The organism is Alteromonas sp. DY56-G5 (genome assembly GCF_041414725.1).
Taxonomy (GTDB): domain Bacteria; phylum Pseudomonadota; class Gammaproteobacteria; order Enterobacterales; family Alteromonadaceae; genus Alteromonas; species Alteromonas macleodii.
This window is the reverse complement of the sequence record NZ_JANHZQ010000006.1, coordinates 59,789-77,961: the sequence shown is the minus strand read 5'-3', so window position 1 is coordinate 77,961 and position 18,173 is coordinate 59,789. Positions and strand designations below refer to the sequence as shown.

Sequence of the window (18,173 nt, the reverse complement as noted above, 5' to 3'; positions counted from 1 at the left end):
CACTAGACGCGCAACGTCAAAGTGATTATGTCTGCATTTGATTCAGCAGCATTTCTTAAGAATCTAACCTCTCAACCTGGCGTGTACCGCATGTACAATAGTCAGGAAGAGGTTATTTACGTAGGAAAAGCCAAAAACCTTAAAAAGCGTGTATCAAGCTATTTTCGTAGTAATCTTGATAACGCCAAAACGCGTTCGCTAGTTAGTCAGATTGCGAACATGGATGTCACGGTTGTAAACAGCGAAACCGAAGCGTTCTTGCTTGAGAACAACTTCATCAAGAAATACAAACCGCGTTACAACGTGGTCATGCGTGACGACAAGTCTTATCCCTTTATCTTCTTATCCGACCACGAACATCCAAGGCTTTCTTTCCATCGCGGCCCTCAAAAGAAAAAGGGCGAATACTTTGGCCCATACCCCAGTGCGTGGTCGGTGCGAGAAAGCTTGCGTTCAATGCAGCGAATTTTCCCCGTACGTCAGTGCGAAGATAGCTATTACCGAGCACGCAGTAGACCTTGTCTTCAGTATCAGATGCAGCGCTGCAGTGCGCCGTGTGTAGAAGGCTATGTAAGCGATGAAGAATATAAAGAGCAGGTCAATTTTGCACGCTTGTTCTTGAAAGGTAAAAACCAGCAGGTCATTGGTGGGCTGGTGGAAAAGATGGAAGCAGCCAGCGAGGCACTAAACTTTGAAGCCGCTGCCCGTTACCGCGATCAGATTAATGCACTAAGAAAAGTTCAAGAACGACAGTGGGTTGCCGGTACTCAAGACGAAATGGATGTGTTTGGATTTGCGTTTAAAGGCAATATGGCGTGTATTCAGGTAATGTTTATTCGCGAAGGGCAGTTGTTAGGCAGCAAGGCCTATTTTCCCAAAGTACCCAACACTGCCGATGAACAAGAAGTTTTTGAATCTTTCTTCCTACAGTTCTATCTGGCGGGAAACAAAGTTATTCCCAAGCAGATAGTACTTAGCAATACATTAACTGATGAAGACGCTATAGCAGATGTACTAGCTAGTGAAGCGGGGCACAAGGTTCAGTTCTTTAAAGGGGCGAGGGAAGAGAAGCGCAAGTACCTGCAGCTCGCGCAGTCAAATGCGCAAACTGCGTTAGATGCTCAATACAGTCAGCAAAAGTCTGTGTTTGCACGCTATCTCGACTTAGAAGCGGCACTGGAAGTTGATACGCCTATTCAACGCATGGAGTGTTTTGATATATCACATACGTCTGGCCAGCAAACGGTGGCTTCGTGCGTGGTATTTAATCGTGAAGGTCCGCACAAGAGTGACTATCGCCGATACAATATAGAAGGCATTACCCCAGGTGATGACTACGCGGCCATGGCACAGGCGTTAAAACGTCGCTACAAGTCAGTGAAAGAAGTGCAAAAAATACCTGACCTTCTATTAATAGATGGTGGTAAAGGACAGCTTGCCCAAGCAGAAGCGTTTTTTGAAGATTGGCCCCATGATAAAAAGCCTATGCTGTTAGGCGTGGCAAAAGGCACCACCCGTAAGCCTGGCTTAGAAACACTAATACTGGCAGGTAGCCATCAGGTTCTGCCGATGGACAGCCATTCGCCAGGGCTTCACCTTATTCAGCATATTCGCGATGAGTCTCACCGATTTGCCATTACTGGGCACCGCAACCGACGCCAGAAAGTTAAAACCACATCGAGTTTGGAAAGCATACCTGGTATTGGTGCTAAACGCAGACAAACACTGCTTAAATTCATGGGGGGCTTGCAGGGTCTTAAGAAAGCCAGCAAAGATGAAATTTCAAATGTACCTGGTATAAGCCCCGAACTGGCGGAAACTATTTACGACCACCTTCATCAATAAATGAATGAGTAACAAGCAATGCATTACAAATTAAGGTAATGTGTTACAAAAATGAAAGATGCAGAGCTTATACGCTACCGCGCTAAAACGCCCATAGAGGCATAACACCGAGACGTACTTTTTATGTGGACTGTTCCAAACTGTATTACTTTATTCCGAGTAATCCTTATTCCTGTATTTGTAGTTGTTTATTTTCTTGATTGGCGCTGGGCGCACGAGGCAGGCGCATTTATTTTTTGGCTTGCGGCAATAACGGACTGGTTTGACGGCTATCTAGCAAGAAAACTACAGCAGTCTACACCCTTTGGTGCATTCTTAGATCCTGTAGCAGACAAGCTCATTGTGGGCGCTGCTCTTCTTATGATTACTCATAGTTATGCAAACCTGTGGATCACATTGCCATCTATTGCGCTATTGGTTCGTGAAATTTATGTGTCGGCGTTACGTGAATGGATGGGTTCGAATGGTGTAAGGGATGCGGTTAAAGTGTCTTTTATAGGTAAAGCAAAAACCACTGCGCAAATGTTAGCCTTAATTGGCTTGTTGTCGGGATTAGAAACCTTTATGGGCATAACTATTTATTGGGTTTCTTTAGGTTATATTCTTTTATATTTCTCAGCAGTGCTGTCAATTTGGTCAATGTTTGTTTATACAAAAGCGGCCTGGCCACACCTTCGAAGTGGCGCAGTAAAGTGAAATTGATCGTACATTAATCAAAGTGAATAAAAAAATAGCAAACGATCATAAAAAACCGCATTTATCTCAATTTAAACGCTTTTTTGTGTTGACAGTTTTGAATGGGTAGGTAGAATGCACCCCACATTTCGAGAGTACATCAACCAAACGAAATGGTCGATTAAGACATGCGGGAATAGCTCAGTTGGTAGAGCACGACCTTGCCAAGGTCGGGGTCGCGAGTTCGAATCTCGTTTCCCGCTCCAATCTCTTAGAGATGAGTTTTAATCACGCGCCAGGCGCATCTGGCGGAATGGCAGAATGGCTATGCAGCGGATTGCAAATCCGTCTATCTCGGTTCGACTCCGGGTTCCGCCTCCAAACGCTGCAACGCAGCATCAGGTTCTACGCCTGACACCTTTGCTGAAAAGCAACCCGATGCCCGGGTGGTGAAATTGGTAGACACAAGGGATTTAAAATCCCTCGCTGGTAACAGCGTGCCGGTTCAAGTCCGGCCCCGGGCACCAATCAAAATACGTTTAAAAACAATGCTTTATCAGCAGAAGAAATAACACAACAAACTCATCGTTTACTTATTTCCTAACAACTTTCCTAACACTTTTGGGCTTTTTGGTAACAGCATCCCTTGGGTCCCATCCTTGTCTATGTACTCTGTCATAGATAAGAGATGCACTACCACCAAGTAGTTCAGCCCACTCTTTGTATGTCTTTTCTACACCATCAACAACAATCGTTTTGCCCCTATTGCTATACCTTTTGTTGGCGGCCTGAATATCCATAGTTACCCATCGGCAATTATTGGGAGTGTAGTTTCCGCTATTTTTGATGCGATCTATTGTTAAACCTTGTTTGTATCCAGACTCAATAGCCCACTGACTAAAAGTATCAAAGTTGTGCCATTCTGAGCACACTGAAACACCTCTCCCGCCATAATAAACAAAGTCCTTATTGCTTTTTTTAGTGCATCTCTTGATCATCTGATACCAAACAAGATAAAGCTTTCTATCTTTGTTTAAGTATTTACCTGACCTGCAGCCACAGCTTGAAGGGGAGCCATTCCTTACATCGCCAATAGTAGTCTGTATGCATTTCCCACAGTCACATTCAAATTTAAAAACGGCATGCTTGTTATGGTTGTGTCCAATGTACTCCAAAACTGTTAGGTAGTTGAATTTTTTGCCAACGTACTGGATTTGATTGCTAAGGTGCTTTCCAGTGACTCTTCTCATTTTTTAGATCCTATTGTAGGAACAACCTTCACTTTTCTATCGTAAGTATTAACTTGGCGCTCAGTTTTGTGGCCAGAGAAGATCTGTTTCTCTTTCGTGCTGCCTTCATAGTCACTGATAGACTTCGCTTTCAAATCATGGAACGTGAAATCCAACGCCATGTTGGTTTTTGCTCTAGCTGCTTCACGCGCATCAATCCAACCTTGATCGAAACCTCGTCCTGTGTAGCACTTTCCGTTAGACTGGCAGATAACCCAGCGGCTAATGATATTTCCCGTTCTCAGCGATTTGGCTAACTCAATAGCTTTTCTAAGGCGAGGGGTCCATTCCTTAATTTGCTTTACGTTAGTCTTGCCTTGCTGAATGAAAATACCTTCATCACGTATCTGATCCCACGTAATTGAGAGAACATCACCTTTACGTGCAGCGCACAAATAACTAATTTCCATTGCTGCTTGCACATGGGGTGGGGCGTTTTCAAATACAGCTTTGTATTCCCAGTCTTCAACGTATCTATCTCTAGCAGTTTCTTTAAACTGTTTAACGCCTTTGCAGGGGTTCTGTTTCACTAGGCCGCGTTCGTAAGCCCAGCGGTAGCAACGAGAAAGAAAAGCCTTTTCACGGTTGGCTTGTGTCTTAGACTTCGCTCCGCGTTTATCCATGTACGCGCGAACGTGGCGAGGTTCTAAGTTGTCGGGGTGAACTTTGCCAAATACCGATAAAACCTTACGGCTATACTTTCGGTAATCAGCTTGCGTAGTTTTCGATAAATCAGAGAAATCAGCGCTTTCAAAAAAGTCACTCACCAAACCTGAAAGGTTCTCTTTGGCTTCCAGCGCTTGAACTGCATCTTCGTGGGCTTTTAATACCTCCCAGTTCTTTGCATCGAGTTTGCAAAGCCTAATAGCACCACCCATTTTAGGGTGATACTCATAAGCTGACTTACCTCTGTAAACACGCGGCGGCATCCATGCGTCTTTACGGCTTTTCCTTTTGGTCATGACGCTGCTTTCCAGTTAATTAGTGAATCTGTTTCTGATTGCATTTCAACCATTGGGTTGTGAACGTGGTGCCAGCACACTTTGATTTTTCCATCTGTGCGCTCAACAAAGTATATTCGATTCTTTGTCAAAATCTCTTTTTGCTTACTCACTTGTTTAGCGCCGGTAAGTTCTTCAATTTCTTGATCTGAAAGAAAGTCGTTCACGCCGCTTCCCCCTTCAATACACTTTCAAGATAAACGATGCGCTCAATGTCTTCGCGAGAGCGAAACTGTGATACGTCTTCAAACCCCTGAAACTGAGTCCACATATCTTTTACGCCAACAAACTTATCGCGCATAATTCCATCTGAAAGCTTGCAGTAGTGAGCGTGTTCTTCAACAATTGCAACATGAGTCCAGCCCTCAGGCCCATTCGCTAGTATTTGTTGGTTAGTCATTGGCTGGCACCTCTACTATGTCGTATTTTTCTTCGATGCTCATGATATGGCTGTGAACGTCCCACTCATTATCTGGCAAGCCTTTTAGCTTATCCCACGCTTGCGCCTTGGTTAGCTTTGGCTTGATGGGTTTTACGCCACAATAACCCATTTTGCTCGGCACGAAATATTCACCCTTTTCACACACGTAAACCCAATCGCTACCATTGCATAGCTTTAAGTGTTTTCTGCATTTTGTTAATTGACCTTCATCGTCATCTACAACATGCGTCCACTTCTCGCCCTCTTCCCACTCACCATTTGCCCAATCATAAGCATCAGCAACGGTTTTTTGTTGTGTGCGTGTGGCAATGGTTTTGTATTCGAGCATTGGATTTAACCAAGCGCTACCACTGAAGTAATTACCGTCTTTGTTGAACCATCTTGCACACCCGCCATCGGTTAGCATTTTTAGCTCAACTGCACCCTCTGGCGCTAATTCCCAATCAATCACGCCGCATCCTCCAACTGGTTATTTTCCCACGTAGACAAGTATTCAAATGCACCTAGCTTGGTGTAAATCTTATCTAGTGTTTCAATTTCTAAATCTACTTTGTCACCGATAGCAGGAACGGCTACCCATGCTAGGGTGATAACGTGTAAGTGATTTTGCTTTGCTAAAAACGCTTTGTGGTGCGTGTTTAGAAATTCGTTAAGTCTTGGGTCAGACTGGCGATAAGCTGACTCACAATGAACCGTTTCGCTAACGATGTACTCTTTGCCTTGTTGGTCACGGCATACTACTGAGCACTCGAAATACCATTTCCACGGAAGGCCAGCGATAAGTTCAGCGACTTGTTGAGAAACCTTAACTTCATTACACGATTTGTAATTCATTACCGCGCAATACTTTGCTTCACCTAATACCATGGCAATGCAAAGGTTTTTAAGCGCAGTTCTAGCAATCATTTGCTTGCGCTTGATTGGGGTGTTTGCTTTGCGCTTACTCACTGGCTTTCTCCTTGCTCAAAAACAGAATCAGGGAATGGTGTTAGCGATGTGAGGTTTATGTTAAACATTTCATCTTTGCTGTACTCCAACTTTTCAATTAACTGATCCACAAAAGGTGTAGCATTCCCGTGAAGATGAAACCACCCAAATCCCCAAGCAAACTTATACTGACCAGTAGGTGCGCCCAAATTAAAGTTTACGTTATAAAAGCATTGGACTTTCGTTTGTTCGTCAAATTTCATCACTCTTGCTCCTTGCGTAGTTGTTCGATATCAGCCTTAACATCATCAACATAAATAATAAGCGCATCTATTTCATTGTTATCCATAGCGTTATCATCAATGCAACTTTCAAGCGCCTCAATCTTCTTCTCTATGGCGAATTTGTTTAGCCAAGCAGATAAGTTTCTTGGATTGAACGGTTCAAAAAGTGGGCAGGCATCGCTATCAACAAAAACAGCTTGAACTTCTTCTAGTGCATTTTCGTAGCTTGATAATTGCTGTTCCGCAGCATCTAGGTCATCTTCGCTCTCTTTAAGCTCTTTCTCCAACTCCCTCACACGCTCATTAGCCTTTGCTAGTTGTTCGTGAAGCTTTTGATTTGCTCGATGTATTTCAGGCAAAGAAATTTCTTTCATTTGCTCAACGCAAATCAATTCCTGCAATCCTTGCGGGTTTTCTAGGCGTTCCGTTAATATCTCAATTTCCAGAGCGGCAGATTGGAACAAATCACCCAAGGCATTAGCACCTTGCTTTCTGTGGAGCCTCGCTTGTACGCGAAGCATGTCTTGTAATTCACTCACGCCACTCTCCCCATTTGTGCTTCATCTTTAATCGACATAACCAACTTTTGGGTAAAACCTCGCGTTCTGCTGATTTGCGCTGCTATCTGCATGGTTGTGTAATTATGCTAAACCATGCTTTGAACTTTACCCACTAGCTGTGCGGTGGCGTAGTGGGGCTTACCGTTAACGAATATCTGGCGCTTCATGCTGCTTCTACCTCTCGATGAGTAGCTTCAGCCAACTTCTGATAAATAGCAGAAACATACTTAGCCTGGTGAATGGCATCGGCTAGGGCGTTATGCTTTTCACCTTTAAACGGCATGTCTTTCTTAGGGTCGAAATTAAGAAGCTTACGGCCTAACTCAACAATGGTTCGTACATCCATATCGCCAGCGTAAGACCAAGGCTTTTGAAGCTTCAGCTGCTTATATGCGTTGGCAATAATTACGTTGTCGAATGTGCACCCGTTGCCCCATACTCTTGTTGCGGAAAACAGCGGTACATTTTTTTCTATAAATTCGCTAAATGCTGAAAGTGCATTTGGCAAAGAAAGGCTCTGATCGTGATTAATCTCAGCGCGTGCTTCATCGCTTTGACCTAGCCACCATACAACCGTGCTTGCATCCAGTTCGCCATACTTGGCCGCGCTCTCTAGCCAAATGCGCTCGTAGAATTGCTCACCTAACTCACCAGTAAGAGGGTTGAAGAATACCGCACCGATTGACACGATAGCAGCGTTTGAGCCTTTGCCCATTGTTTCTAGGTCTAACATAATGTTGTTCATGCTGCTTGTTCCTTAAGTTGCTTAATTTTGTCGAAGCTTGCCTGGTCTAGCTTTGCGATGTTGATAACAATTGGCTTCAACTCTTCCGGTTGTTCGCTGTAACCCATCTGGTTTAGCCTTATGTGTTCCCCGCGACTGACCAAGAACAAATTATTAATATCGAAGTTGAGCCTATCGTTATCTTTGAATCTAACGCACATGCCATCAGGGACGGGGCCGTTGTGCTGCTCCCAAATAACTACGTGCTTGTGTCGGTACCATCCTGACTTGCTAGATTTCCAAGGGTTTTTGTCAGCCACTTTCACAAGAATGTAACCGTCCTTTGAATCAACCCTTTCGTGTCCAACAGGGTGGTAATTGGCTGGCTTATCTCCCTTTTTGAAAGAGCCAGAATTTGCTTTCAAAACACCTTTCGTGCCTGTATTCCAGCTTTTCTGTCCTTTAACAAAGTAGCCGTTTCGACCAGAGTTTATTTTGTGGTTTTTAACAAAAGCCACTAACTGGTTAAGCGTTATAGAAAGACCGAACTTCTCGTTAAGCGCCGATAGCAACTCTTTACGGCTCATTTCTTTGTAGCTTTCAGAAATGAACTTCACTTGCTCTTTGTTAAAAAGCTTGGATTTGATTTCGCTCGATGCCGGGCGCTTACCAGAAGTGCGCCCGCTTTTAATTTTGTGAACCTTTATCGTGCTTTTAATGGCTCCCTCAGTCTTGTTCAAACCAAATGCCTGGTTAAAAGCTTTAGTAAGTTCAGGCCTTGTCATTCGCGGATAATTCTCACGAAGAAAAGCAATGTGCTCTGCTGAGTAAGAAAACATTATTTGTTCTCCAGTAGCATGCCATCAACATGCTGCTTTGCGTTCTGGCTCATTTCGTCATACTTAACAGCAACATCAAGCGCCAACTTTGCATTGCTAACAATTTCTTTTGCAACGCTAGCCATAGATTTGCCGCGCTCAATTTCGTCTTTCAACTCATCGCCTTTAATGTCTTCATCACCAAGGCGTTCAAGTTGTGCAAAAAGATGGTTGTTTAAATCTGATAATTTGTTTTTCATGGTTTTTATCCTTAGCCCCCGAAGGGGCTTATTCAATTAACAAGCTAAGTGCATTGCGCGGTGCTGCATAAATAACCGGGCAAAAGGTATATCATCATCAAAATCAAAGTCAGGCTCTGCCATTGGTGGTGGCTTGCCGCCTTGATTCATCCCATTCTGGGCCGCACCCTGGTTACCACGTCTGTTATTCGGTTGGTTTCCACTGTTGGCCCCGCGTGATCCGCTAGGCTGTCTAGCATTATTCCCAGCCGTTCCGCTTCCGTTATTGCCCATTGACTGAAAGCCGTTCCCGTTCTGCGCACCCCCTTGACGCCCACCAAGCATTTGCATCTGATCAACAATAATCTCGGTGGTGTATTGGTCTTGGCCTTGCTGGTCTTGCCATTTACGGGTTTGGAGTTTGCCCTCTACATAAATCTGAGAACCTTTCTTCAAGTACTCGCCAGCAATTTCCGCTAAGCGGCGATACATAGTTAAGCGGTGGAACTCAGTTCTCTCTTGCGGTTGCCCCTGTTGATCTTTCCAGTTCTCGCTGGTGGCTAGACTAAAATTAGCCACTGCGTTTCCGTTAGGCATATACCTTACTTCTGGGTCTTGGCAAATATGCCCTAATAAAATGACTTTGTTCACGCCTCTTGAGGCCATTATGCAGATCTCCTTTTTATTCCATTTGATAGGGCTAAGCGGCCTATCGTTGTATTGGTAACTTTAAAAAGCACAGTAATATCTTTGTATTGACAGCCTTTCTTTATTAAATAAAGTGCGCACTCTTTGTCTTTTTCCGTCATGACGGTTTGAGGCAATTTAAAACCTCTTGCTTGTCTTCCTTTTTTTGCAGCGTCCTGCATATTTACCTTTCTAGTGCCTTGAAAAAGGTGTTCAGGGTTGCAACAATTTCTAACATCACACCGATGACAAACATCTTTGCTAGAATCCAATTCACCATTAAACGCATTAAATGAAAGGCGATGCATATACCAACTAGACCCCAAAAAAGAAGCCCTAACGTATCCGTTGGGTCTAGGTTTGTTACTTGGAATCCAGCATCCGTTCTCATCAACCTTTATCTTTTTCTCTATGTAAGATTTCGCCACCTCATTAATGCTTGCCATTATTGAGCCTTTACTGAGTTGTTCACGCCTGATGCGCGGGTAAGAGTCCAGCCGCCCGGTACTGCTTGCACCATTAAGTTGAACCAAGGAAATTGGTTTGCTGAATTGCAAAAAGATTGTGCGTGGTTACGCTTCTTGAATACGATCATGCTGCTACTCCTTCTTTTGTAATCAATTCAGCGTGAACAGGAACGCCAGCATCGATAGCAGCGTTAAAGAATGAGGTAACAGCATCAGCTTGAATATGAAGCGTTTCTACGTGCTGCATTCCGTTCATTAAGATTGCGTCCTGTGATGGCTTACCATCAACAGTTTCAATCTTGGTAAATCGTGGGCCACCCTCTACACCTGAATCATTCCAAATCAGGTAGAACATGCCTGGTTGATTTGTTGCCGGTCTTATTTCCATGGGTTATTATCCTCATGCTGTTGGCTGCTATGTCCGTCCAAAACTCAGTAGCCAGTGGTTGGCGCCCCTTTAATTAGGGGCGTGGTTTAATTAGTCGTAATACCACTCTGTTTCATAGTCATCTGCAAACTGGCCCTTATCCAGTGCAAACTCAGCATTGGTCACATAAGCGTTGTATAGGATTTTTTCAAATCTGTAGAAAGGACCAAGAGCGATTGATTTACGGCAGTCTTCTCCATCAACTTTTAATGAGAATATTGTCAACTTGCCTGTTTTGCTGTCTTCTCTAAGGCCAATTCTGAAATCGCATTGATATTCTGATTTATCACTTTCCTTATCTATCGCTATCCAGTAGCTGCTGTAGGACTTGTTTATATGAAGGCTTATTTTACCCTCTGACTCATCTTCCCTAGCGACATCAACTATTTTTTCTACAAGCCAACTCAAATTAATTACATCGGGAACTTCCGACATAATTTCTTTCAATTCGCTATCGAGCACTTCAACTAGCTTGTCGTCATAAAAGCTCTGAGCTGCCAACTTAAGGCGTTTACTGACAAAATCATGATATTTAGGGATATCACCTAATGATTCAGCGGTTGGCATAATTGCTTCAGTCATTTTTTCCTTCATTAGCTTTGACAAATCGCCCCAGCTAGAAAAAACGTCATCAGCAACACGTTTGATAAATTCGTCTACCTTTACCTCTATAGCTTTCTCAACAGCGCCGTCTTTAATCTTTTCGTTAAGTATGTTGTTAAACATATCTGAAACTGATACCGCTTCTGCATCTTGCTTTGGTGAAAATTGAGTTTCATCTTTCATGGTTTTTTCCTTTACTAAGTTACCCATCAGGGCGTGGTTTACTTCCAATCAATACCATTCACCGACTTCACAACACAAAAGCATGCGTAGCAGTAGCCAATGAAAAGAGTGGTTAAAGTTGCAGTTATCATTCGTCGCTATCGCCTTGGCCTGCTCGGATGAAAGCGCCAACGAAGAACGCAAAACCAAAACCCACAACAAGCCAAACTAAAAGACAAAAAAAAGTAATCATGCTACGGCCTCATCAAGTTCAGCTTCGAAAATGGCTGTGCGAACTTTTTCAAGAATTGAATAAACATCTTCAATATCGCTTTTGGTGAAGTAGTTAGCTTTAAGCGCTTCTTCACCGATGATGTTGAACATGCGGTTAAGGTTTTTAAGTTCCATTTCAGTGAGGTGTAATGGGAACTCTTGCGAATTTGAATTGCTCACGCTGCAAACTCCTTTTCGTAAGGTAAGAAGTCGGCCAGTTCGTAGTTATCAGGGGCGCGGTTGAAAGTATTTAGCGCATTATTTAAAGCGCTTGTTACTTCTGAGGGCAGGGTTACAGGCACGTCTGATTGCTCGTCTAGGCATACCGTAACAGTTTGCGGCTTTGCTTCGCCTGTTTGGGCTGACCAAGTGAATAACTTCCCTTCCATCACTTTTTCAGTCATTTCATAAACTATTTGAGACTTCTGAAATTTCATTAAGTCGTTAAATGTTGAGGTCATGTTTTTTATCCTCTGTTTGCAACTGAATAACAACACTTGTTTTAGGTTAGACAACATAAGCGATGCTGTCAACAACAAAAGCTATATTTATTTGAAGCAAAAAACCGCCTCGGTGGGCGGTCTTGGGATGTTAGGTGGTGTGAACCTGATTATTCAGGTTTTTTGGGTTTTGGTGGCGTTTCTGTCTTTTTGCTTTCCGCTGCTTCAATTTTTTGAATAACCGTGTTGAATTTCCCATCTATGAAATTACTTACTAAAAATCCACCGACTAAAACGCCGCCTGCGAGAAACGCTGATGCAAATAGCAGCTTTTTCTCTAACTTTCCTAATAGCGTGTTGTTGTCTTTTGAATCTAACTTCAATTCAGATAGTGTTTTATCAATATTGTTTAACTTCGACTCAAAGTTACCCATACATATGTACAGTCCCTTATTGGTTCAATCTGTCAAATTAATTATATCCAGTGGCCCAGTCAAGCGTATATTCAGCCAGTGCTTCTTTCTCGGTATGGGATATAATTGATATATCACTACTGTCCATATCAAGATAGAAGCGATCCAGCTTTGATTGGATGGCAATATCAGGCGCTTCTTCGAAATTGGATGAAAGCACTATAACACCGCACTCTTTATTATGCTTGTCGGTATTTTTTGCAATGTGAATATTCGTTGCGCCTCGGTTAAGGTTTGTTTCAACAGACTGTGCCGACCTCTGGTTAGCGAGAATAACAGTTCCTAGCTTTCTGTCAGACCGAACGGGAATGTTAATCGGCACGGTGTAATTGCCATGCTTTACAAGAACATCACTGTAGTCAGGGAAAAACTCTGACGCATTGCCTGAGTAATTCGTTTTAGCAAAGTCGCGCAAGTAATCAATGAGCTGCTTAAGCCGCGTACCAGCTTCCTTCTTTTCTACCATCTGTTTTTGTGTAGGCCGATTGAGCGGAACAGTATCTTCAAAAAGGTAATTTAAGATTTCTTCGACACTTTCACCTTTAAATGTACTGCGCTCTGAAAAGTGAAGATGCTTTGATGCGGCGAAGGCATTATCTTGCACACTCAACTCCGCAGCTTCTACGAATAGCTTAAAGGTGTTGATGTAGCTTTCACCATATAAGCAGCGAATGCGCTCAAAGTTATCCATCATCTTGCAATACAATTGGCCGTCAACGTCTAAGGCCACGCCGATGTTAAATCGCTCTTGTGTAACGATATCGGGTGTAGCTTGAATTTGAAAAAACCGACCCGACACGAGCGGCTTTTCAGTTTCACTTTTAATTAGTTCATCGAGCGCTAGCATAGTAAGTTCATTTTCTTAAGTAGCCGACTTTCACTACATAATGCACGATTTTTATAAAAATCACCAAGGGCTTTTACTTCATCTGGCGTAAGTAAATGCTGCCACCAGGTTAATGTATGGTCTAACATGTTAGCCAAATTTGCGCCGTGCGCTTTGGCTGCGTCAACAACCAAAGACCTGATTGAAACGGGTAGGCCATTAGGGTAAATCGCTGCGGTTAGCTTGCAGAAAGTATCACTATTAGGGTCTAGGTCTTGATGTGTCCAGTCTGGCTTAAACGGTGATTGGTCATGATCGAATATCCAGAATTTAGCCAAGTCGCCCGACAGGATAATATTGCCAGTGTTTCTATCTTGATTCGCTATCAGGTTATCAAAAGCGATGAGGCTAGCAATGCCGTCAATCTTAGCTAATGACTTAAGCGCCAACTCAATTTCTTTCGTGCCTTCTTTGAAATACGTGTTTGGTGTTTTGCCACTTATTGTATTGGTTGCCCACGCATACGCATCACCCTTCGCTTCAATATTAGGAAACGCGCTGACGATGTCATCTTTGTTGATCTTTATGATGCAAGCGTGCTCTGGAACAGGTTGTCCGTCCAACCGAGCCAGTATGTAAGCCGTTATTTCGTTATTGAGTTGCTTGTAATCAGAGAACAACTTTACGTGAAAACGCAGTTGCTTTCCTTCATAGCGCACTTTGGCAATGTGTGTAAAAGAAGAAATGCCATCATCAACATCCGCTAACTTCCCTAAATAGCAATCCGAAGATAAAACCTGAATCTCTTTCATCTAATCCCTTATCTGACTGTCTAACCCTTTTTGCATAGCTTCATTTGGTGCCGCTACTGTTTTTGGTGAAAACCCTGACTCAATAATAACGCGAAGCGATTTGTAAACAGGGTCTGGAATTGATTGCTGCTTATCAAGCTCTTGAATAAGTGATACCAACTCGGCCGCGCTATAGCTTAATCCTGCTGTCGCTTTAACCTCATCTTGTACTTCTTCACCTGTTTCCAAAAAGTCAGCCGACACCCTCAGTATCTTAGCAAACCGATTAATGTCTTTTGGTTTTCGAGTGACCCCATTTTCAATTTTTGAAATTGTATTCTGAGACACGTTCGCTTTTTCGGCCAACTGCGCTTGAGTCAACCCTGCTTTTTCCCTAGAAAAAGTAAATCTTTGAGCAAGTGTTTTCATAAGTGAAATATCACAACAAAAGTTTTAGTTTGCAAACACAAAAAGCTATGCTAGTCTAAAACAAAAGCTATTATTGGAATTGCAATGGAACATGAAAGCCTTAAAAAGGCCGTTGAAATTATAGGTAGCCAAACCGCACTAGGTAAGGCGGTAGGTAAATCGCAAGCGCATGTTTGGGCGTGGCTCAACCGAGATAAACGCGCACCTGCTGAGCATGTAATTGCAATAGAAAAAGCGACTGGTGTTCCTCGATATGAGTTGCGCCCTGACATTTACCCACCTGAAGAATACAAGAAAGCCAGTTAATACGGAGATAAAGGCTATGTACGCAGACCCAAGAAAAATCAAAAAGAACGAAGTCAAAGTTCGATTGGATGATGACGTTAACGACTTGCTTGAAGCGCTGGTAAAAAACACTGGCGGACAAAAAGCGGTAATTGTTCGTGACATTTTCATGCGTGGCCTAAAAGAGTCTGTTTCGTTTGGAAGCAAAGAGCGTACAGCAGCTTAAAACATTAACGAAGAACCCAAGGAGGGTTCATCTAAGACTTTTTAAGGCCCTCAATAATGACCGAAGAAAAAATAGAGCTCAGTAACGAAGAGTTAGAACTACTACAAAAACATGCAGATGAGCTTGGCGTAAGTCTTGAGGAAGCAGCTCAACGAGCAATGCTTGAAGGTCTTGGATCTGTATTAACCGACATTTCCCCATCATCAATGGCTATGAGTAAGATTTTGAGGGACTCAAAAGTCCCTAATAAGTAAGGAGCAAGCAGCATGAGCAAAGTAATCACTTTCCCAAACCGTAAAACAACCCCAAAGCCTGATCATGAGCCAATGAGAAGGGCTGCTTAATTTCCCGAGACTTTTGGCTACGAAGTTAGTAGCCGTTTTTTTAATTTCATAGCGTCAGCTGCAGCGCTTTAAACGTCCTGATTGTACCGTTCGAACCTCAGTCCAATAAGGTTAGGACAATCAGACAAACGATGCAGTAAGCCAAACGGGGTTCGGTCTTGCCCCTGACATGGGCCAGTGACCTGAACTGGTGGCGAGAAAAGGGTGACACTTGGAGAGACAAGGCGTTTTGAGAATGACTGCTAGGGATGTAACGCAAGAAGCGCCCTGACGGGTAATGAACTTGGTCAGTGTGATATCGGTCAGTCATTCATCAAAGCGTTATGCGGATTGCACACATGCGGTCGGCGCTTTCGACTAACCCACGAACGGGTTACCAATAACACTCACAAATCAAAATGTGATTGTTACAGGCAATAAAAAACCCCGCATGCCGACGAAAGCAATTAGCGGGGTTTGAACCATAAAGTTCGAGGTAATTATGAGTGAATTAACCAAGTTTAACAACCCCAATTACACCATTGCCGCCCAGGGTTGCCAAGTGTTCTTGCGAACCAATCAGTTGGGTAAGGTGTTACGTCTTACAGCTGCTGATTGTGAACGCCTCATAGCTGAGCTGGATGCAACAATAAACATCTTGGCAGCGGAGGCGAAAGCTAATGGGTAACCAAGCCAATGTCTATCAATTACATGAGGGGCAGCGAGTAATGCCCAGCAAGAACGGCTATATAAGCCTATGGCGCGATATTAAGAAACAGCCTTTCTATACCGATTTAATAGCCCGAGGTATATTCTTGGATATGCTATTAGATGCCCAGCACAAGAGCCGTAAGATTGAAGTTGACGGCGTTCCTGTGTTCCTTCACCCGGGTCAATTGTTCACAAAGCGCCAGCATTTTGTTGAGCAAGGCATTAATGACTCAAAGGTTAAGCGCGTTCTTGCCAGCTTTGAACAACTTGGCATTATTAGACGTGAAACTATAAAGCGCGGTCAGCGTAGCGTTGGTCAAAGAGTTACATTCCTTAACTGGAAAAAATGGCAAAAATTCGACCAATCAAGTGACCAACCAAGTGACCAACCACACACCGCAGAAATAAAGGGCTTGAATGGTGGTAGTGACCAATCGTGCGACCAATCAAGTGACCAAGAAAACAATAATGATCTTAACAATAATAAAGAATATGCAGGGTCTGTGACCCCGCCTGTGCACTCTGAACTTCGTAAAAACGCATTCAACTACTTCTGGAAGAAATGGGCAGAATGCAAAGACCTTGTAGGTCTTAAAAACAAAGCTCCGAAGGAGAAGACTTACACCAACAACTTCGCAAAGCTTTTCACTGACAGCTACATCAACCGCGTTGGCGTTGAAGCATTCAAAGCCGAAGTTAACCAAATGTGCGCCTTTGCACTAGAAGCGCACCAAGACATTGCCAGCAAGCAAGGCACTAACCAAACATCTGATTACTTCAATCACGAAAAAATGTGGCCTGCAAAATTCCTTTCAAACAAGCAGTGGAGGGAACAAGCGTGAGTAATTCTGAAACACTTCGAATCCCGCCGCACAGCCCGACAGCTGAGCAAGGCGTACTAGGTGCCATCTTAAGTAATAACGAGTTGTTTGATGCCGTAGCGCCAATTTTAAACGATGGGGATTTCTACAGCCGTGCGCATGGCCTAATTTACCGTGCTATCACTGAAATGATTGGTTCTGGCCGCGCAGTAGACTTAATCACTTTGCCTGATTTCCTGATGCACAAGCATTGGTTAGAAGACGTTGGTGGTGACACTTACGTTTACGAACTGGTGCGCAATGTTCCTTCAACAGCGAACCTAATGACCTATGCAAATACAGTTCGCAACCGCTCGCTACAGCGTCAGGCAATTGCTGCAACTCATGACATTCAAGAGCAGTGCTACAACTCAGACGGGTCTGATGTAATCGAGATACTTGGCAACGCTGAAAAGCGTTTGGGTGATGTATCCGAAAAGCTTTGCACCAATGAATCAGATTACTCGATTGAAGCTGCTATTGGTTCAGCCATTGATGAGTTAGAAGCGCGCATTAATTCAGGCAGCGAAATAGCTGGAATATCTACGGGCCTTAAAGATCTAGATAAGAAGATAAACGGTTTAGAACCAGCTGACATGATTGTTTTAGCGGCACGGCCATCGATGGGTAAAACCACACTAGCAATGAACATGGTAGCCAGTGAAGCAGTAAACGGCGGCAAGCCAATTGTGTTCAGCATGGAAATGCCACGCCAACAGCTTATCTACAAGCTTCTATCTTCCATTGGGCAAGTGCCTATTTCGTCAATTCAGCGCCCTGGCGATCAAGAGGCGGGTATGACTGATGAACACTGGGCGAGAGTTTCTAATGTAATGGCGCAGCTGAAGGAAACGCACCTATCAGTAATTGATGATGCTTACATGACTATACCGCGCATGCGCTTAGAGTTGCGCCAGTACCAAAAAAAGCATGGGAAGCCCACGTTGATAATGGCTGATTACCTTCAACTTATTCGCGGCCATAGCAAAACAGACAACCGAGTTAACGAAATCAGTGAAATTAGCCGCGGCATTAAAGCGTTGGCTAAAGAGTTCGATTGCCCGTTCCTTGTGTTGAGCCAGCTTTCTCGCTCACTAGAAACCCGCAATAACAAGCGTCCAATCAACTCAGATCTACGTGAGTCTGGGCAGATCGAGCAAGACGCAGACAAGATAATTTTTATCTATCGCGATGAGGTTTACAACGAGAACAGCCAAGACAAAGGCCTAGCCGAAATCATCATAGGCAAATGCCGTATGGGTGAAATCGGGATGGTGGGTTCTGTTTTCCGTGGTGAGTACAGTGAGTTCAAACCACTGGCTAACCGCCAGATTGTGGGTGATGTGCCCAAAGTTAAAAAGTTTTCAGATAAGTTCGAGGGGTAAG

30 protein-coding genes and 3 tRNA genes are annotated in these 18,173 nt (G+C 43.6%); 11 read left to right on the top strand and 22 right to left on the bottom strand.

What is annotated here, in order from left to right; translation table 11 throughout:
- Positions 1-27: 27 nt before the first annotated feature.
- The 5 genes from uvrC (at position 28) to NO989_RS04605 (ending at position 3,047) form a co-directional block, all read left to right on the top strand.
- Positions 28-1,845, top strand: coding sequence for an excinuclease ABC subunit UvrC (gene uvrC, locus NO989_RS04625; protein ID WP_039227661.1), 1,818 nt, complete (start codon positions 28-30; stop codon positions 1,843-1,845).
- 123 nt (positions 1,846-1,968) lie between these two features.
- Complete coding sequence (gene pgsA, locus NO989_RS04620) at positions 1,969-2,541, top strand: CDP-diacylglycerol--glycerol-3-phosphate 3-phosphatidyltransferase (protein ID WP_014949608.1); 573 nt, start codon at positions 1,969-1,971, stop codon at positions 2,539-2,541.
- Positions 2,542-2,710: 169 nt separating this feature from the next.
- A tRNA-Gly gene (locus NO989_RS04615) sits at positions 2,711-2,786 on the top strand.
- Between the two features lie 41 nt (positions 2,787-2,827).
- Positions 2,828-2,901, top strand: a tRNA-Cys gene (locus tag NO989_RS04610).
- Positions 2,902-2,960: 59 nt separating this feature from the next.
- Positions 2,961-3,047, top strand: a tRNA-Leu gene (locus NO989_RS04605).
- A gap of 66 nt (positions 3,048-3,113) precedes the next feature.
- Here NO989_RS04605 and NO989_RS04600 read toward each other — a convergent pair.
- From NO989_RS04600 to NO989_RS04495, 22 genes are all read right to left on the bottom strand, one after another.
- Positions 3,114-3,770 (bottom strand): hypothetical protein, encoded by a 657-nt coding sequence (locus NO989_RS04600; protein ID WP_371342140.1) that lies wholly within the window; start codon positions 3,768-3,770, stop codon positions 3,114-3,116.
- Positions 3,767-4,771, bottom strand: a complete 1,005-nt coding sequence (locus tag NO989_RS04595; protein WP_371342139.1) for a tyrosine-type recombinase/integrase — start codon at positions 4,769-4,771, stop codon at positions 3,767-3,769. The genes NO989_RS04600 and NO989_RS04595 overlap by 4 nt, the downstream gene beginning before the upstream one ends.
- Positions 4,768-4,977: a DUF4224 domain-containing protein gene (locus tag NO989_RS04590; RefSeq protein ID WP_342340925.1), complete on the bottom strand. Its 210-nt coding sequence runs from the start codon at positions 4,975-4,977 to the stop codon at positions 4,768-4,770. Before NO989_RS04590 ends, NO989_RS04595 begins: the two co-directional genes overlap by 4 nt.
- Positions 4,974-5,210: a hypothetical protein gene (locus NO989_RS04585; protein WP_342340926.1), complete on the bottom strand. Its 237-nt coding sequence runs from the start codon at positions 5,208-5,210 to the stop codon at positions 4,974-4,976. Before NO989_RS04585 ends, NO989_RS04590 begins: the two co-directional genes overlap by 4 nt.
- Positions 5,203-5,703 (bottom strand): hypothetical protein, encoded by a 501-nt coding sequence (locus NO989_RS04580; protein ID WP_342340927.1) that lies wholly within the window; start codon positions 5,701-5,703, stop codon positions 5,203-5,205. The genes NO989_RS04585 and NO989_RS04580 overlap by 8 nt, the downstream gene beginning before the upstream one ends.
- On the bottom strand, positions 5,700-6,200 hold the full coding sequence (locus tag NO989_RS04575) for a hypothetical protein (RefSeq protein WP_371342138.1): 501 nt from the start codon (positions 6,198-6,200) through the stop codon (positions 5,700-5,702). Before NO989_RS04575 ends, NO989_RS04580 begins: the two co-directional genes overlap by 4 nt.
- Positions 6,197-6,445: a hypothetical protein gene (locus NO989_RS04570; protein WP_371342137.1), complete on the bottom strand. Its 249-nt coding sequence runs from the start codon at positions 6,443-6,445 to the stop codon at positions 6,197-6,199. Before NO989_RS04570 ends, NO989_RS04575 begins: the two co-directional genes overlap by 4 nt.
- On the bottom strand, positions 6,442-7,002 hold the full coding sequence (locus NO989_RS04565; protein WP_371342136.1) for a hypothetical protein: 561 nt from the start codon (positions 7,000-7,002) through the stop codon (positions 6,442-6,444). The genes NO989_RS04570 and NO989_RS04565 overlap by 4 nt, the downstream gene beginning before the upstream one ends.
- 184 nt (positions 7,003-7,186) lie before the next feature.
- A complete protein-coding gene (locus NO989_RS04560; protein WP_371342135.1) occupies positions 7,187-7,768 on the bottom strand; it encodes a 3'-5' exonuclease in 582 nt (193 codons plus the stop codon).
- Positions 7,765-8,586, bottom strand: coding sequence for an HNH endonuclease signature motif containing protein (locus NO989_RS04555; protein ID WP_371342134.1), 822 nt, complete (start codon positions 8,584-8,586; stop codon positions 7,765-7,767). The genes NO989_RS04560 and NO989_RS04555 overlap by 4 nt, the downstream gene beginning before the upstream one ends.
- Entirely contained in the window at positions 8,586-8,825 is a 240-nt protein-coding gene (locus NO989_RS04550) for a hypothetical protein (protein WP_371342133.1), read from the bottom strand. The genes NO989_RS04555 and NO989_RS04550 overlap by 1 nt, the downstream gene beginning before the upstream one ends.
- Positions 8,826-8,861: 36 nt before the next feature.
- The gene (locus tag NO989_RS04545; protein ID WP_371342132.1) at positions 8,862-9,470 is read right to left on the bottom strand and encodes a single-stranded DNA-binding protein; all 609 of its coding nucleotides are present in this window, start codon (positions 9,468-9,470) and stop codon (positions 8,862-8,864) included.
- Positions 9,470-9,937, bottom strand: coding sequence for an HNH endonuclease signature motif containing protein (locus tag NO989_RS04540; protein WP_371342131.1), 468 nt, complete (start codon positions 9,935-9,937; stop codon positions 9,470-9,472). The genes NO989_RS04545 and NO989_RS04540 overlap by 1 nt, the downstream gene beginning before the upstream one ends.
- Positions 9,937-10,086 (bottom strand): hypothetical protein, encoded by a 150-nt coding sequence (locus tag NO989_RS04535; RefSeq protein WP_371342130.1) that lies wholly within the window; start codon positions 10,084-10,086, stop codon positions 9,937-9,939. Before NO989_RS04535 ends, NO989_RS04540 begins: the two co-directional genes overlap by 1 nt.
- Positions 10,083-10,346 carry a hypothetical protein gene (locus NO989_RS04530; protein WP_371342129.1) on the bottom strand — a complete coding sequence of 88 codons (264 nt, stop codon included), beginning with the start codon at positions 10,344-10,346 and terminating at the stop codon, positions 10,083-10,085. Before NO989_RS04530 ends, NO989_RS04535 begins: the two co-directional genes overlap by 4 nt.
- A gap of 90 nt (positions 10,347-10,436) precedes the next feature.
- Positions 10,437-11,171 carry a hypothetical protein gene (locus NO989_RS04525; protein ID WP_371342128.1) on the bottom strand — a complete coding sequence of 245 codons (735 nt, stop codon included), beginning with the start codon at positions 11,169-11,171 and terminating at the stop codon, positions 10,437-10,439.
- A gap of 228 nt (positions 11,172-11,399) precedes the next feature.
- Entirely contained in the window at positions 11,400-11,603 is a 204-nt protein-coding gene (locus tag NO989_RS04520) for a hypothetical protein (protein WP_371342126.1), read from the bottom strand.
- Positions 11,600-11,884 (bottom strand): hypothetical protein, encoded by a 285-nt coding sequence (locus tag NO989_RS04515; RefSeq protein WP_371342125.1) that lies wholly within the window; start codon positions 11,882-11,884, stop codon positions 11,600-11,602. Before NO989_RS04515 ends, NO989_RS04520 begins: the two co-directional genes overlap by 4 nt.
- A 149-nt stretch (positions 11,885-12,033) precedes the next feature.
- A complete protein-coding gene (locus NO989_RS04510; RefSeq protein ID WP_371342124.1) occupies positions 12,034-12,297 on the bottom strand; it encodes a hypothetical protein in 264 nt (87 codons plus the stop codon).
- A 37-nt stretch (positions 12,298-12,334) separates the two neighbouring features.
- Complete coding sequence (locus NO989_RS04505; protein ID WP_371342123.1) at positions 12,335-13,183, bottom strand: hypothetical protein; 849 nt, start codon at positions 13,181-13,183, stop codon at positions 12,335-12,337.
- Positions 13,177-13,974, bottom strand: a complete 798-nt coding sequence (locus NO989_RS04500) for a hypothetical protein (RefSeq protein WP_371342121.1) — start codon at positions 13,972-13,974, stop codon at positions 13,177-13,179. Before NO989_RS04500 ends, NO989_RS04505 begins: the two co-directional genes overlap by 7 nt.
- Positions 13,975-14,382 carry a helix-turn-helix domain-containing protein gene (locus tag NO989_RS04495; protein ID WP_371342120.1) on the bottom strand — a complete coding sequence of 136 codons (408 nt, stop codon included), beginning with the start codon at positions 14,380-14,382 and terminating at the stop codon, positions 13,975-13,977.
- A gap of 84 nt (positions 14,383-14,466) precedes the next feature.
- On the opposite strand from NO989_RS04495, the gene NO989_RS04490 reads away from it, so the two are divergent.
- The 6 genes from NO989_RS04490 (at position 14,467) to dnaB (ending at position 18,172) form a co-directional block, all read left to right on the top strand.
- Positions 14,467-14,688, top strand: coding sequence for a helix-turn-helix domain-containing protein (locus NO989_RS04490; protein WP_371342119.1), 222 nt, complete (start codon positions 14,467-14,469; stop codon positions 14,686-14,688).
- A gap of 16 nt (positions 14,689-14,704) precedes the next feature.
- A complete protein-coding gene (locus NO989_RS04485; RefSeq protein WP_015066972.1) occupies positions 14,705-14,893 on the top strand; it encodes a hypothetical protein in 189 nt (62 codons plus the stop codon).
- Between the two features lie 56 nt (positions 14,894-14,949).
- The gene (locus NO989_RS04480; protein WP_371342118.1) at positions 14,950-15,147 is read left to right on the top strand and encodes a hypothetical protein; all 198 of its coding nucleotides are present in this window, start codon (positions 14,950-14,952) and stop codon (positions 15,145-15,147) included.
- Positions 15,148-15,718: 571 nt separating this feature from the next.
- Entirely contained in the window at positions 15,719-15,904 is a 186-nt protein-coding gene (locus tag NO989_RS04475; protein ID WP_371342116.1) for a hypothetical protein, read from the top strand.
- Positions 15,897-16,769, top strand: a complete 873-nt coding sequence (locus NO989_RS04470) for a hypothetical protein (RefSeq protein ID WP_371342115.1) — start codon at positions 15,897-15,899, stop codon at positions 16,767-16,769. Before NO989_RS04475 ends, NO989_RS04470 begins: the two co-directional genes overlap by 8 nt.
- Positions 16,766-18,172, top strand: coding sequence for a replicative DNA helicase (gene dnaB, locus NO989_RS04465; RefSeq protein ID WP_371342114.1), 1,407 nt, complete (start codon positions 16,766-16,768; stop codon positions 18,170-18,172). Before NO989_RS04470 ends, dnaB begins: the two co-directional genes overlap by 4 nt.
- Position 18,173: the final 1 nt, after the last annotated feature.

Coding starts and splice junctions, on each gene's coding strand:
- NO989_RS04600 (WP_371342140.1), bottom strand. CDS start 3,770: ATGAGAAGAGTCACTGGAAAGCACCTTAGCAATCAAATCCAGTACGTT.
- NO989_RS04510 (WP_371342124.1), bottom strand. CDS start 12,297: ATGGGTAACTTTGAGTCGAAGTTAAACAATATTGATAAAACACTATCT.
- NO989_RS04595 (WP_371342139.1), bottom strand. CDS start 4,771: ATGACCAAAAGGAAAAGCCGTAAAGACGCATGGATGCCGCCGCGTGTT.
- NO989_RS04550 (WP_371342133.1), bottom strand. CDS start 8,825: ATGAAAAACAAATTATCAGATTTAAACAACCATCTTTTTGCACAACTT.
- pgsA (WP_014949608.1), top strand. CDS start 1,969: ATGTGGACTGTTCCAAACTGTATTACTTTATTCCGAGTAATCCTTATT.
- NO989_RS04525 (WP_371342128.1), bottom strand. CDS start 11,171: ATGAAAGATGAAACTCAATTTTCACCAAAGCAAGATGCAGAAGCGGTA.
- NO989_RS04490 (WP_371342119.1), top strand. CDS start 14,467: ATGGAACATGAAAGCCTTAAAAAGGCCGTTGAAATTATAGGTAGCCAA.
- NO989_RS04535 (WP_371342130.1), bottom strand. CDS start 10,086: ATGATCGTATTCAAGAAGCGTAACCACGCACAATCTTTTTGCAATTCA.
- NO989_RS04585 (WP_342340926.1), bottom strand. CDS start 5,210: ATGACTAACCAACAAATACTAGCGAATGGGCCTGAGGGCTGGACTCAT.
- NO989_RS04475 (WP_371342116.1), top strand. CDS start 15,719: ATGAGTGAATTAACCAAGTTTAACAACCCCAATTACACCATTGCCGCC.
- NO989_RS04485 (WP_015066972.1), top strand. CDS start 14,705: ATGTACGCAGACCCAAGAAAAATCAAAAAGAACGAAGTCAAAGTTCGA.
- NO989_RS04495 (WP_371342120.1), bottom strand. CDS start 14,382: ATGAAAACACTTGCTCAAAGATTTACTTTTTCTAGGGAAAAAGCAGGG.
- NO989_RS04500 (WP_371342121.1), bottom strand. CDS start 13,974: ATGAAAGAGATTCAGGTTTTATCTTCGGATTGCTATTTAGGGAAGTTA.
- uvrC (WP_039227661.1), top strand. CDS start 28: ATGTCTGCATTTGATTCAGCAGCATTTCTTAAGAATCTAACCTCTCAA.
- NO989_RS04555 (WP_371342134.1), bottom strand. CDS start 8,586: ATGTTTTCTTACTCAGCAGAGCACATTGCTTTTCTTCGTGAGAATTAT.
- NO989_RS04505 (WP_371342123.1), bottom strand. CDS start 13,183: ATGCTAGCGCTCGATGAACTAATTAAAAGTGAAACTGAAAAGCCGCTC.
- NO989_RS04470 (WP_371342115.1), top strand. CDS start 15,897: ATGGGTAACCAAGCCAATGTCTATCAATTACATGAGGGGCAGCGAGTA.
- NO989_RS04545 (WP_371342132.1), bottom strand. CDS start 9,470: ATGGCCTCAAGAGGCGTGAACAAAGTCATTTTATTAGGGCATATTTGC.
- NO989_RS04480 (WP_371342118.1), top strand. CDS start 14,950: ATGACCGAAGAAAAAATAGAGCTCAGTAACGAAGAGTTAGAACTACTA.
- NO989_RS04540 (WP_371342131.1), bottom strand. CDS start 9,937: ATGGCAAGCATTAATGAGGTGGCGAAATCTTACATAGAGAAAAAGATA.
- NO989_RS04560 (WP_371342135.1), bottom strand. CDS start 7,768: ATGAACAACATTATGTTAGACCTAGAAACAATGGGCAAAGGCTCAAAC.
- NO989_RS04515 (WP_371342125.1), bottom strand. CDS start 11,884: ATGACCTCAACATTTAACGACTTAATGAAATTTCAGAAGTCTCAAATA.
- NO989_RS04530 (WP_371342129.1), bottom strand. CDS start 10,346: ATGGAAATAAGACCGGCAACAAATCAACCAGGCATGTTCTACCTGATT.